The organism is Leifsonia sp. GW821-FHT13C09 (genome assembly GCF_058806435.1).
This window is the reverse complement of the sequence record NZ_JBXAPS010000004.1, coordinates 313,051-325,555: the sequence shown is the minus strand read 5'-3', so window position 1 is coordinate 325,555 and position 12,505 is coordinate 313,051. Positions and strand designations below refer to the sequence as shown.

The following is a 12,505-nucleotide window of genomic DNA, read 5'->3' as shown; positions in this document are numbered from 1 at the left end:
CCGCCGCCACCGTCATCGCGGCCGGGAGCCGGGACCGCGCGCGTTCGCCGGGAGGCCGCCCCGCTCAGCGCCCGTCGCGCACGGCCACCGCGAGGTCCGGATGGTCGGCGAACACCCCGTCGACGCCGGAGTGCAGCAGGATCGCGTACAGCCGCCGCCAGTCGCCCCACTCGTCGTCCCGGCCGGCCCGGCGGAAGTCGGCAGGCAGCATGCCGTTCTCCGGCCGGAGCGTCCAGCAGTAGACGAACAGCCCGGCGGAGTGCGCCAGGTCGACCAGGTCGGAGGTGACGGCGCCGATGTCGACGCCGCCCTCGTCCTCGCCGAACAGGCCCACCGCCACCGAGCCCGAGTGCAGGATCTGCGTGACATCCACGCTGATCCCGTCGACCCGCTCGGCGGGAGCGGCCGCCGAGCCCAGGGCGTACAGCCCGCGCAGCGTCAGGTCGGAGGCGTAGCCGGGCGCCGCCGCTCCCAGCGACGCGACACGGTCGGCGGGAGCGCCCTCCGACTCGAGGAGGTAGACGCGGCGTCCGCGGAAGCCGCCGTCATGCAGGCGGCCGAGCACCGTCTTCTCGAAGCTCTCCGCGACCAGCCCGGGATGGTCGGACCAGCCCGCCGCGGCGAGTTCGCCCAGGAACAGCTCGTGCAGAGGCAGGCCCGCCGCCTCGAAGTAGGTGGCGTGCTTCAGCTCGGCGACCAGGCCGAGCGCCCGGCCCGCGGAGTCCGAGGCCGCGTCCACGACCTCCAGCACGTCCGAGAGCCGGAGGATCGGGTAGCGGTCGTCGAACGTCGCGCTCGCCTGGCGCAGGCGCGGCACCCGCTCCCTGGCACGCAGCGTCGCCAGCTCGGCCCACGTGAAGTCCTCGGTGAACCACCCGGTCAGCGGCATCCCGTCGACCTCCTTGGTCGTGCGCCGGGCGGCGAACTCGGGATGCTCGGCCACGTTCGTCGTGCCGGAGATCTCGTTCTCGTGCCGCACGACCAGGACGCCGTCCTTCGTCGCGACGACGTCGGGCTCCACCGAGTCGGCGCCGAGCGCGAACGCCAGCTCGTAGGCCGCGCGGGTGTGCTCGGGACGGTAGCCGGGCGCGCCGCGGTGACCGATGACGGACGGTCGCGAGCGGGCACGCATGTGGCGATACTAGCCGGGCGTCTGACCCGTTCCGGTGCGCACTCCCGGGTGAAACAATCGGAGTGTGCCCGACCCCGATGGTCTCCCGGCCCCGATGCCGGAAGCTGCAGCGCCGCCCGAGGCGGCAGCGCAGGCGCCCTCCGCGTTCCACGCCGAGGCGCCTGTGCCGACCCGCGCCTGGCGCGAGCCGACGCGCTCGCTCGACCTGCGCTGGGGCACGTACCGCTCCCGCTGGATCGCCGGGCTCGCGATGATCGTGGTCGGCACGGCGTGCGTCCTGGTCACCACCGCATACAGCCTGCCGTTCCTCCTGGTCGGCTCGCTCCTGCAGCCCGCCGGGTGGGCGGTCATGCCTTCGACCATCGGCCGGAGGGTCGCCGTCGTCGTCCCTGTGCTCGGCTTCACCTGGCTCATGCTCGGCGGCTCCGGCTTCGCCTGGTGCTACGCCGTCATGCTGGCGGCGTGGCTGCTGGTGCGGCTTCGGCCGCTCCCGTCGTTCGCCGTCCTCGTGCTGCCGATCGCCGCCAGCCTGATCCTCCCGTCGTTCGTGACCACGTACGGGCAGGGCTGGATCACCATCCTGGTCATGAGCGTCGTCGTGGTGGGCTCGGCGTGGCTGGCCCGCGCCGGCGCCATCGCAGTCGATTCATGGCAAGCTGTCAGAACTCTCAGAATTCGACCCGATAGATTTGACGGACCGAGACCGTAAGCGGTCCCCGACAGAGCGAGGAACCCATGGCACTCACCAACCCGGCATTCTCCACGAATCCGGCCTTCCAGAACAACGGGCAGGCCGCGACGGCCACCACGGTCAGCGCCGAGAACCTCGAGCAGATGTACCAGGCGCCGTCCGCGACCTCCGCGGACACCGATCGCATGACGATCGAGGACACCATCAACAAGAGCGCGATCTCGTTCGCCCTCCTGGTCGCGGGAGCGGTCGTGGGCTGGATGGTCCCGGCGCTCGTGCTGCCCGCGGCGATCGTGGGCTTCGTCCTCGCGCTGGTCAACATCTTCAAGAAGAAGCCGTCGCCCGCGCTCATCCTGAGCTACGCCGGCGCGCAGGGAATCTTCGTCGGCGGTATCTCCGCCGTGTTCGAGTCGCTGTACCCGGGCATCGTCATTCAGGCGGTCATCGGCACGCTCGCGGTCGTCGGCGTGACGCTCGCTCTCTTCGCCTCGGGCAAGATCCGCGCGTCGGCCAAGGCGACCAAGGTCTTCCTGATCGCGATGGTCGGCTACCTGGTCTACTCGCTCGTCAACGTCGTCCTGATGTGGACCGGCGTGACCCACGGCATGTTCGGCCTGAGCAGCGATGTCAAGCTGTTCGGAATCCCGCTCGGCGTGCTGATCGGTGTGGTCGTCGTCATCATGGGCGCCTACTCGCTCGTGCTCGACTTCGACTTCATCCAGCGCGGCGTGAAGAACCGCGCCCCGCGCGTCTACGGCTGGTCCGGCGCGTTCGGGATCATGGTCACCGTGATCTGGCTGTACCTCGAGATCCTGCGACTGCTCGCAATCTCCCGTAACTAGCCGCGGCACACGCAGAAGGGCCGGGATGCTGTAGCAGCATCCCGGCCCTTCTCACGTCTCAGGGAGACTCACTCCCATTCAATGGTCCCCGGCGGCTTCGACGTGACGTCGAGCACCACTCGGTTGACCCCGTCGACCTCGTTGGTGATCCGGTTGGAGATGGTGGCCAGCAGGTCGTACGGCAGGCGCGTCCAGTCGGCCGTCATGGCGTCCTCGCTGGAGACCGGGCGCAGCACGATCGGGTGACCGTAGGTGCGGCCGTCGCCCATCACACCGACCGAGCGGACGTCCGCCAGCAGCACGACCGGGCACTGCCAGATCTCGGCGTCGAGGCCCGCGGCGGTCAGCTCGGCGCGCACGATCGCGTCGGCGTCGCGGAGCAGGTCGAGACGCTCCTGCGTCACCTCGCCGACGATGCGGATGCCGAGGCCGGGGCCGGGGAACGGCTGGCGGCCCACGATGACCTCCGGCAGGCCCAGCTCGCGGCCGATCGCGCGCACCTCGTCCTTGAACAGGGTGCGCAGCGGCTCGACGAGCTCGAACTGGAGGTCCTCCGGGAGGCCGCCGACGTTGTGGTGGCTCTTGATGTTGGCCGTGCCGGTGCCGCCGCCCGACTCCACCACGTCGGGGTAGAGCGTGCCCTGCACCAGGAAGCGGATCGGGTCGCCGTCGTGCTCGGCCTCGGCGATCAGGTCGGCCTGGGCCTTCTCGAACACGCGGATGAACTCGCGGCCGATGATCTTGCGCTTGGTCTCCGGGTCGGAGACGCCCGCGAGTGCGGACAGGAACTGCTCCTGCGCGTTCACGGTGACGAGCCGCACGCCCGTCGCGGCGACGTAGTCCTCCTCCACCTGGCGCGCCTCATCCTTGCGGAGCAGGCCGTGGTCCACGAACACGCAGACGAGCTGGTCGCCGACCGCCTTGTGCACGAGCGCGGCGGCGACCGCGGAGTCGACGCCGCCGGACAGCGCGCAGAGCACGCGCCCGCTCCCCACCTGGGCGCGGATCGCGGCGACCTGGTCGGCGATGACGTTGCCGCTGTTCCAGTCGGCCGGGATGCCCGCGGCGCGGTGCAGGAAGTTCTCCAGCACGGCCTGGCCGTACTGCGAGTGCTTGACCTCGGGGTGCCACTGCACGCCGTACAGCCGGCGCTCCTCGTTCGCGAACGCGGCGACCGGGGTGTCCTCGGTGGAGGCGAGCACCTCGAAGCCCTCGGGCGCCCGGGAGACCGAGTCGCCGTGGCTCATCCATGCGGTCTGCTCGGCGGGCTGGCCGTCGAGAAGGCTGCCCGAGCCGTCTGCGGCGGCGCCGGTGACGCGCACAGCGGTGGAGCCGTACTCGCGGCGGCCGGTCCGCGCGACCTCGCCGCCGAGGGCGGTGGCCATCACCTGGAAGCCGTAGCAGATGCCCAGGACGGGGACGCCGAGCTCGAAGATCGCCTCGTCGAGGTGCGGGGCGCCCTCCTCGTACACGCTGGAGGGGCCGCCGGAGAGGACGATGCCGGCCGGACGCTTGGCCGCGACCTCCGACGCCGTCACGGTGTGCGGCACGATCTCGGAGTAGACGTTCGCCTCGCGCACGCGGCGCGCGATCAGCTGCGCGTACTGGGCGCCGAAGTCGACCACCAGGACCGGCCCGGCGGGCGCGGCCGAGTCGGCTCCCCCGAGGATGTCCGAGAACACTGCGTCGGTGCTAATTTGCGGCCTCCACGTACGTCGCTGCCTCGGCCTCGCGGCCGGCCAGATAGCTCTTGACCTGCTTGCTGATCCTGGCCTCCACGAAGAAGGACAGGAAGGGGATGACACCGCCGAGGGCGATGGTGATGAACTTCGAGAACGGCCAGCGCATCAGGCTCCAGAGCCGGAAGTCCGAGAACAGGTACACGACGTACAGCCAGCCGTGGGCGATGAGGATGCCCGTGCTCAGGTCCACGCCGGTCGGGGCGACGGCGGTCTTGACGGGCACGAGCGTGAGGGCGCCGTAGTTGCTGAAGGCGAAGAGCTGGTAGCCGAGGCCGTACTTCACGATCATCTCCACGCAGAGCAGCAGGAGCATGATTCCGGTGACGTAGGCGAACACCTGGTAGAACTTCAGCGCCCCGCGGACCTTCGGGAAGTCTTCGAGCTTGGGAGCGAGGGGCATGGAGTCTATTCTACGTTCCCGGCGTGTGCCCTCGCGCCGTCGCCTGCGCCACCGTCTGCGGCCGCCTCGGCCGCCAGCTCGCGCTCCTCGTCCTCCCGCTGCTTGGCGTCGCGGACGAGCCGGTACCAGAGGAAGATCGCGAACCCGGCGAAGATGATCCACTCGGCCGCATAGAACAGGTTGAGCCAGTTGAGCTCGGTCTGCTGGATGGGCGGCGGCGAGTCGATCCTGTCCAGCCCGGCGGGCGGGGTCCGGTCGACCACGTACGCGTTGTAGACGTCCATGCCGTCCACCCCGGTCCACAGGTTGTAGAGCTGGCCGACGCCGAGGCTCTTCATCGCGGTGGGGTTCTTCTTGTCGTCCGGGACCTGCGGCTGCTCGTCGGGGAGGATGCGGCCGACGATCTTCTGCGGATCCTCGGGCTGCTCGGCGAGCCGGGCCATGACCGACTTGGCGGTCGCCTCGTCGGGCGCCCAGCCGCGGGCCACGGCGAGCGCGATGCGGTGGCCGTCGCCGGCGTCCACGTCGACGTGGGAGACGACCCACCAGCCGGTCCTGCCGAGGTTGATCCGGTCGTAGAGGAGCTGGTCGTCGCCTGCGACGAACGTGCCGGTGAACTCCACGAGCTGGCCGACCGACTTGTCGGTCATCGGCCCGTTCGGCTTCGCGACCCGCGCGAGCGGGAGCACCGTCTCGGTCGGGGCCACGACCGCCTTGCCGGACTCGATCGCGCGCTCGAGCTGCCACTGCCCGAGGCCGGCGAACCCCGCGGCGAGCGCGAGGGCGAACACCAGCGCCCCGATCCAGCGGGGACGCAGCATCATCTGCAGCATGGTGGAGCCGCCCTGGGGCGCCTGCGCGCCGGACGGACTGCCGGGGGTGGTGTCGATGGGTCAGTCCCGCTTTCGTTCGACGGTCGTGTCCTGCTGCTGCATGGCCTGCTCGACGATCCGGTCCACAGCCTGCCGCGAGTCGTGCGCACGCGCGTCGTCACGGCGCGTGTCGGAGTCGAGGTCCTCGGTGGCCGCCTCGACGAGTGCGATCTCCTCGTCGAACATGGGATCGCGCTTCTTCCGCCGGTCGCGCCGCTTGGACGATCCGGACCGGAGAATCATCCCACCGATCTTCTCGGAGTTCGCTGCGAGGATCGGCCCGAGCACGGACATGATGAGCACGTAGAGGCCGGCGAACGGCGCGATGCGGGGATCGAGTCCGGCGCTGAGCGACAGCGTCGCCAGGATGAGCGCGAACTCCCCGCGGTTCTGCAGGATGACGGCGGTGTTGATCCCGGCCTGCGCACCGAAGCCGTTCAGCCAGGCGACGAACTGCCCGGCCAGGATGTTCAGCACGATCGTCATCGCGACCGCGATGAGCACCGGCCCGAGCACCGCCGGGAACTTCGCCGGGTCGAGCGCGAGCCCGAAGTTGAGGAAGAAGAACGCCGCGAACACGTCGCGCAACGGGAGGGCGATGTGCTCGATCTTGTTGCGGTACTTGGTCGCGCCCAGCACGAGCCCGATCAGGAACGCGCCGATCGCGTCGGTCACGCCGAGGATCTCGCCGATTCCGGCGAACAGCACCGCCAGCCCGAAGAACAGGATGGTGAAGAGCTCGTCGTCCTTCGTCCGGAACAGCCGGGAGACGTACCTCCCGCCGAACCGGGCCAGGGTGAACATCGCGACCAGGAACAGGAACGCCACCGTCAGCTTGCCGACCACCGGCCAGAAGTCGGTCTCCCCGCTGAGGACGACGGAGACGATCGCGAGGTAGATCGCGATGAAGATGTCCTCTACGACCGTCACGCCGAGGATCATCGGCGTCTCGGTGTTGGGGAGGCGGCGCAGCTCGATCAGCAGCTTGGTCACGATCGCGGACGACGACGTCGCCGTCATCCCGGCGATGATGAGCGCCTCCCTCGTGCCCCAGCCGACCCAGAAGCCGAACGCGAGGCCGACGCCCATGTTGATCAGGATGTAGGAGCCGCCGGAGACGACCAGCTTGCCGAAGTTGCCGAAGAACTCGTCCTGGTCGAACTCCAGGCCCAGGTTGAACAGCAGCAGGATGAGCCCGAAGATCGCGATGAGCTCGATGTAGTTGCTCTCGAAGTCGAGCGGGAACCAGCCGGTGTGCGGGCTCGCCAGCAGGCCGACGAGCATGTAGATGGGGATCGCGGGGAGCCCCACCAGCTTGCCGAGGCGTCCGAGCACGTACGCGACGAGCAGCAGGATGCCGAGGATGACGAGGTCTTCTCCGAGATGCATGGATCAGCCTCCCGGCGGAGCGTCGGAAGTGGCCCGCGCGGTCTGACCGGTGCGGAAGAACGCGAAGGCCTTGGCGACCTTCTCGGGGGTGCCCGCGACGACGAGGGTGTCGCCGGGGAAGACCTTGAAGTCGGGGGCGGGCGCCGGATTGGCGGAGTCCCCGCGGACGACGGCGACGACGGTGAGCCCGACGAAGCCGCGGTCGCCGGGGGCGCCGAGCTGCTGCCCGGCGATGTAGTCCTCGTAGTCGACGGTGAACCAGTCGATGCTGAGCCCGGGGATCTGGTCGAGCGCGGTGAGCGACTCGGTGATCTGGGTGCCGCCGAGGAGTTCGGCGAGGGTGTGCGCCTCATCCTCGTTGAGCCGCAGGGAGACCTTGGTCACGTCGGCGCCGTCCTCGTGATCCGAGAACGTGATCAGGTCGCTGTGCCCCGAGCGGTGCGCGATGACGCCGACCTTGCCCCCGTCGTCTGTGACGAACGTGTGCAACACCCCGACGCCGGGCAGTTTGACCCGTCGAACGTCAACCATTTTCCGTCTCCATCCGTCGCGGGCACTGGTGTCCAGTTTACCGGAGGAGGCGGGCGATCGTACAAACTACACGTATTGCAGCAAAATGTACAAAATGGTGCTATCGTCGGCGTATGAGCCAGATCGCCATTTCCGAGGCCCGGGCACGGCTCTCGTCGTTGATCGACGAGTCGCACACCGAGCCGGTCTACCTGACGCGCCGCGAACGCGCCGTCGCGGCGATCGTGGACGCCGACCAGCTCAAGCGCCTCTTGGAGGACGCGGAAGAGCTCGCCGACATCCGCGCGGTCGACACCGCGTGGGAGGAGACCGAACGGCTGCGCGAGACCCCCATCCCGTGGGAGGACGTCAAGCGCGAACTCGGCCTTTCGTGACCTACGACGTTCGGCTCCTGCCCGCAGCGATCCGTTCGATCAAGAAGCTTCCTCCCGAGGGCAAGCGACGGGTCCAAGCCGTCATCGAACTGCTCGGGGACGACCCGCGACCTCCCGCAGCCAAGAAGCTGACCGGCCGCGTGGAATGGCGGGTGCGCACGGGCGACTACCGCGTGCTCTATCGCATCGAGGACCACGTGCTGACCGTCGTGGTCGTCGATGCGGGTCACCGCCGCGAGAGCTACCGCTGAGGCGGCTCACCCCTCCTTCGGCGACGCGTCCGCCGACTTCCCCGCGGCCGCCTTCGCCGCCGGAGTCTTCGCCGACGCCGCCTTCGCCGTGCGCGTGACCGCGCCCGCCTTCGCGGCGGCGGCGTCCACGTCCACGATGTCCGGGGCCTCCAGTCGCACGCGGTCGGCGGACTCGTCGTCCGGCTGCTGCTGGCTGGCGCGCTCGGCCGCGACCCGCTTGAGGTAGGTCTGCACCTCGCGCTCCTCGCGGGCGGTGTCCCAGCCCAGGACTCCCGCCATCAGCGACGCGGCCACGGGCGCTGCCGAGACGCCGCGGTCCCAGGCCTCGATCGAGATGCGGGTGCGGCGGGCGAGGACGTCCTCCAGGTGCAGGGCGCCCTCGTGGCTGGCCGCGTAGACGACCTCCGCGCCGATGTAGTCGTCCGCGCCGGGCAACGGCCGGGCCAGCGTCTCATCCGCGCGGATCAGGGCGAGGATGTCCTCGGTCATGGTCCCGTAGCGGTTGAGCAGGTGCTCCACGCGCGCCGGGTGGAGGCCCGACTCGCTCGCGATGCGGCCGCGCCGGTTCCACGCGGCCTGGTAGCCCTCCGCGCCGACGAGCGGGATCTCCATCGTCGTGCTGGCCGGGATCTTGCCGTCGAGCGCGTCCACCGCCGCGTCGATCGCATCCTTCGCCATCACCCGGTACGTCGTCCACTTGCCGCCGGCGATCACGACCAGGCCCGGCACCGAGTGCGCGACGAGGTGCTCGCGGGACAGCTTCGAGGTCTCCTCCGACTCGCCCGCCAGCAGCGGGCGCAGACCCGCGTAGACGCCTTCCACGTCCTCCCGGGTGAGCGGGACGTTGAGCACCTCGTTGACGTGCGCGAGCAGGTAGTCGATGTCGGCCGCCGTCGCCGCCGGGTGCGCTTTGTCGAGGTGCCAGTCGGTGTCGGTCGTGCCGATCAGCCAGTGCCGGCCCCACGGGATCACGAAGAGGACGCTCTTCTCGGTGCGGAGGATGAGGCCCATCTTCGACTGGAACCTGTCGCGCGGGACGACCAAATGGATTCCCTTGGACGCGCGGACCTTGAACTGGCCCCGCTCCCCCACCATCGCCTGGGTGTCGTCCGTCCACACGCCGGTCGCATTGACGACCTGCTTGGCGCGGATCTCGAACCGCTCGCCCGTCTCCTGGTCGACCGCCTGCACGCCGACGACGCGCTCGCCGACCTTGAGGAAGCCTTCCACGCGGACGCGCGGCGCCATGTGCGCGCCGTAGTGGGCGGCGGTGCGGGCGAGCGTCGCGGTGTAGCGCGCGTCGTCCACCTGGGCGTCGTAGTACGTGATCCCGCCGACCAGCGCGCTCGGGGACATGCTGGGGATCGCCTTCAGCACCTGCCGCTTGCTGAGGTGGCGGTGGTGCGGCACCCCCGGCGGGCGGAGGCCGCTGTAGGAGAAGATGTCGTACAGCATCATGCCGGCGCCGATGTAGAAGCGCTCCCACACGTGCTTGTGCAGCGGGTAGAGGAACCGGACCGGCTTGACCAGGTGCGGGGCGATGCGCTGCAGCAGCAGGCCGCGCTCGATGAGCGCCTCCCGGACGAGCCCGAAGTCGAGCTGCTCCAGGTAGCGGATGCCGCCGTGGACGAGCTTGGACGATCGGCTGGACGTGCCGGACGCGAAGTCGCGGGCCTCCACCAGGCCGACGCTCAGGCCGCGGGTGACCGCGTCCACCGCGCTGCCGACGCCCACGATGCCGCCGCCGACGACGAGGATGTCGAGCTCGGTGCTCTTGAGGGCTTCGATCGCGGCGGCCCGCTCGGCGGGGCCGAGCCGTGAGGGGTAGGCCACCGCCGTGTTACCGGAAGCCGCCGTGTTACCGGAAGCCGCAGTGGAGCCGGACGGAGATGCTGTCGCCATCGTTTCCTCCTCCCCGGCCGCCTTCGGCCGGAAACTAATGCCCTTGGTACGGCGCGACGACCACCTCGACGCGCTGGAACTCCTTCAAGTCCGAGTATCCCGTCGTTGCCATGCTCCTGCGCAAGGCCCCCACCAGATTCGCAGTTCCCTCCGCGACCGCCGCGGGGCCGTACAGGATCTCCTCCAGCGGGGCGACCTGCCCGACCGAGACGCGGTTGCCACGCGGGAGCTGCGGGTGCTGCGCTTCGGCGCCCCAGTGCCAGCCGCCTCCGGGAGCGTCGGTCGCGCGCGCGAGAGTGGTGCCGAGCATGACCGCGTCGGCGCCGCACGCGATGGCCTTGACGATGTCGCCCGAGCTGCCGAGGCCGCCGTCGGCGATGACGTGCACGTAGCGACCGCCCGACTCGTCCATGTAGTCGCGGCGGGCGCCGGCGACGTCCGCGACGGCCGTGGCCATCGGGGCGTGGATGCCGAGGGTGGAGCGGGTGGTGGAGGCTGCGCCCCCGCCGAAGCCGACGAGCACGCCGGCCGCCCCCGTGCGCATGAGGTGCAGCGCCGCCGTATAGGTCGCGGCGCCGCCGACGATCACGGGGACGTCGAGCTCGTAGATGAACTTCTTGAGGTTGAGCGGTTCGACGTTCTTGGAGACGTGCTCGGCCGAGACGGTGGTGCCGCGGATGACGAACAGGTCGACCCCGGCCTCCACAACGGTCTGGTAGAGCTCCTGGGTGCGCTGCGGCGAGAGCGCGCCGGCGACGGTGACACCGCCCTCCCGGATCTCGGCGAGCCGGCGCGTGACCAGCTCGGGCTTGATCGGCTCGGAGTAGATCTCCTGCATGCGCCGGGTCGCCGTCTCGGCGGGCAGCTCGCGGATCTCGGCGAGCAGGGGCTCCGGGTCCTCGTACCGGGTCCAGACGCCCTCCAGGTCGAGGACGCCGAGTCCGCCGAGCTGGCCCATCATGATCGCGGTGGTCGGCGAGACCACGGAGTCCATCGGGGCGGCCAGGAACGGGATGCCGAACTGGTACGCGTCGATGGTCCAGGAGACCGAGACGTCCTCGGGGTCGCGCGTGCGCCGGCTGGGCACCACCGCGACGTCATCGAAGGCGTACACGCGGCGGGCACGCTTGGCCCGCCCGATCTCAATCTCCATACTCACGGGTTCAGTCTATGGCGCGGCACTGGCAGAGTAGGCAGGTGACCGTCGACGCCGAGCCCCTCGCCCGCCTCCGTCAGCGCACGAGCGAGAAGTGGTCGCTCTATCCGGACGACGTGCTCCCGCTGTTCGTGGCCGAGACGGACTACCCGCTGGCCCCGCCGATCGCCGCAGCCCTGCACGCGGCGATCGACCGCGGCGACACCGGCTACATCGGCGAGGACGACCGCGCCAAGAGCGCGTTCGCCCGCTACGCGCACGACACCTGGGACTGGGAGGTCGAGCCGTCGTCTGTCCTGACGACGACGGACGTGAGCGTGGTCATCGCGGAGGCGCTGCGCATGCTGATCGCACCGGGCGACCGGGTCGTCATCACGCCGCCGGTGTACCCGCCGTTCTTCGAGTTCATCCCGGAGGCGGGTGGTGTGGTCGAGGAGGTGCCGCTCCTGGATGACGGAACGACCTGGTCGCTCGACCTCGACGGCCTGGAGCGCGCCTTCGCCGGCGGCGCCCGGGCGTTCCTGCTGTGCCACCCGCACAACCCGCTCGGCCTCGTCCATCCGCGGGCGGACCTGGAGGCGGTCGCGGCGCTGGCGGCGCGGTACGACGTCGCGGTGGTGAGCGACGAGATCCACGCGCCGCTGACGCACTCGGACGCAAGCTTCACGCCGTTCCTGTCGGTGTCGGACTCGGCGCGTCGGGTCGGCGTGGCGGCGCACTCGGCGAGCAAGGCGTGGAACCTGGCGGGGGTGAAGTGCGCGCTGATGATCGCCGCGTCGCCGGAGCGCACCGCGCAGCTCCACGCCTTGCCGGTCGAGGTGGAGGTGCGCACGAGCCTGCTCGGCCGGATCGCGACGGAGGCGGCGTTCGACGACAGCCGCGACTGGTTGGCGGGGACGCTGGAGTCGATCGAAGCGAACCGCGTCTTGTTCGGGCGCCTGCTCGCCACGTATCTTCCCGAGGCGGTCTACCGCGAGCCGCACGCGAGCTACCTCGCCTGGGTCGACTTCCGCGGCCTCGGCTGGGGCGACGAGCCGGCGGCGCGCATCCTGTCGGAGGCGAGGGTCGCGCTGGTGCGCGGGCTGGACTTCGGGAAGGAAGGCGCGGGCTTCGCGCGGCTGAACCTGGCGTGCTCGCCCGAGGTACTGATGGAGGCGGTTGAGCGCATCGCTCGGTTGCGCTCTGAGTAAAATACTGAAGTGCAGATTCTAAATCTCTAAGCT

Annotated in this window: 13 protein-coding genes; 5 read left to right on the top strand and 8 right to left on the bottom strand. The window is 70.1% G+C overall.

The window, feature by feature from the left end; genetic code table 11:
* Window positions 1-64 precede the first annotated feature (64 nt).
* Window positions 65-1,132 carry a glycerophosphodiester phosphodiesterase family protein gene (locus AC1ROW_RS15385; protein ID WP_493019768.1) on the bottom strand — a complete coding sequence of 356 codons (1,068 nt, stop codon included), beginning with the start codon at window positions 1,130-1,132 and terminating at the stop codon, window positions 65-67.
* A 64-nt stretch (window positions 1,133-1,196) separates the two neighbouring features.
* Between AC1ROW_RS15385 and AC1ROW_RS15380 the strand changes: the two genes are divergently transcribed.
* Together AC1ROW_RS15380 and AC1ROW_RS15375 are read left to right on the top strand one after the other, a co-directional pair.
* Complete coding sequence (locus AC1ROW_RS15380; protein WP_493019767.1) at window positions 1,197-1,841, top strand: hypothetical protein; 645 nt, start codon at window positions 1,197-1,199, stop codon at window positions 1,839-1,841.
* 26 nt (window positions 1,842-1,867) lie between these two features.
* Window positions 1,868-2,665, top strand: a complete 798-nt coding sequence (locus tag AC1ROW_RS15375) for a Bax inhibitor-1/YccA family protein (RefSeq protein ID WP_493019766.1) — start codon at window positions 1,868-1,870, stop codon at window positions 2,663-2,665.
* A 68-nt stretch (window positions 2,666-2,733) separates the two neighbouring features.
* Here AC1ROW_RS15375 and guaA read toward each other — a convergent pair whose 3' ends face one another.
* From guaA to AC1ROW_RS15350, 5 genes are all read right to left on the bottom strand, one after another.
* A complete protein-coding gene (guaA, locus tag AC1ROW_RS15370) occupies window positions 2,734-4,347 on the bottom strand; it encodes a glutamine-hydrolyzing GMP synthase (RefSeq protein ID WP_493019765.1) in 1,614 nt (537 codons plus the stop codon).
* A gap of 10 nt (window positions 4,348-4,357) precedes the next feature.
* Window positions 4,358-4,807: a DUF3817 domain-containing protein gene (locus AC1ROW_RS15365; RefSeq protein ID WP_493019764.1), complete on the bottom strand. Its 450-nt coding sequence runs from the start codon at window positions 4,805-4,807 to the stop codon at window positions 4,358-4,360.
* A gap of 5 nt (window positions 4,808-4,812) precedes the next feature.
* A complete protein-coding gene (locus tag AC1ROW_RS15360) occupies window positions 4,813-5,631 on the bottom strand; it encodes an SURF1 family cytochrome oxidase biogenesis protein (protein ID WP_493019763.1) in 819 nt (272 codons plus the stop codon).
* A gap of 69 nt (window positions 5,632-5,700) precedes the next feature.
* Window positions 5,701-7,068 (bottom strand): cation:proton antiporter, encoded by a 1,368-nt coding sequence (locus AC1ROW_RS15355; protein WP_493019762.1) that lies wholly within the window; start codon window positions 7,066-7,068, stop codon window positions 5,701-5,703.
* 3 nt (window positions 7,069-7,071) lie between these two features.
* Window positions 7,072-7,599 carry a cation:proton antiporter regulatory subunit gene (locus AC1ROW_RS15350; protein ID WP_493019761.1) on the bottom strand — a complete coding sequence of 176 codons (528 nt, stop codon included), beginning with the start codon at window positions 7,597-7,599 and terminating at the stop codon, window positions 7,072-7,074.
* A 113-nt stretch (window positions 7,600-7,712) separates the two neighbouring features.
* Here AC1ROW_RS15350 and AC1ROW_RS15345 point away from each other — a divergent pair, with 113 nt between their 5' ends.
* Both AC1ROW_RS15345 and AC1ROW_RS15340 read left to right on the top strand, forming a co-directional pair.
* Window positions 7,713-7,973 (top strand): type II toxin-antitoxin system Phd/YefM family antitoxin, encoded by a 261-nt coding sequence (locus AC1ROW_RS15345; protein ID WP_493019760.1) that lies wholly within the window; start codon window positions 7,713-7,715, stop codon window positions 7,971-7,973.
* Window positions 7,970-8,224: a type II toxin-antitoxin system RelE family toxin gene (locus AC1ROW_RS15340; RefSeq protein ID WP_493019759.1), complete on the top strand. Its 255-nt coding sequence runs from the start codon at window positions 7,970-7,972 to the stop codon at window positions 8,222-8,224. The genes AC1ROW_RS15345 and AC1ROW_RS15340 overlap by 4 nt, the downstream gene beginning before the upstream one ends.
* 6 nt (window positions 8,225-8,230) lie before the next feature.
* On the opposite strand, the gene AC1ROW_RS15335 is transcribed toward AC1ROW_RS15340, so the two are convergent.
* Both AC1ROW_RS15335 and AC1ROW_RS15330 read right to left on the bottom strand, forming a co-directional pair.
* The gene (locus AC1ROW_RS15335; protein WP_493019758.1) at window positions 8,231-10,126 is read right to left on the bottom strand and encodes a glycerol-3-phosphate dehydrogenase/oxidase; all 1,896 of its coding nucleotides are present in this window, start codon (window positions 10,124-10,126) and stop codon (window positions 8,231-8,233) included.
* Between the two features lie 34 nt (window positions 10,127-10,160).
* A complete protein-coding gene (locus tag AC1ROW_RS15330; RefSeq protein ID WP_493019843.1) occupies window positions 10,161-11,279 on the bottom strand; it encodes a GuaB3 family IMP dehydrogenase-related protein in 1,119 nt (372 codons plus the stop codon).
* 44 nt (window positions 11,280-11,323) lie between these two features.
* On the opposite strand from AC1ROW_RS15330, the gene AC1ROW_RS15325 reads away from it, so the two are divergent.
* On the top strand, window positions 11,324-12,472 hold the full coding sequence (locus AC1ROW_RS15325) for a MalY/PatB family protein (RefSeq protein WP_493019757.1): 1,149 nt from the start codon (window positions 11,324-11,326) through the stop codon (window positions 12,470-12,472).
* Window positions 12,473-12,505 lie beyond the last annotated feature (33 nt).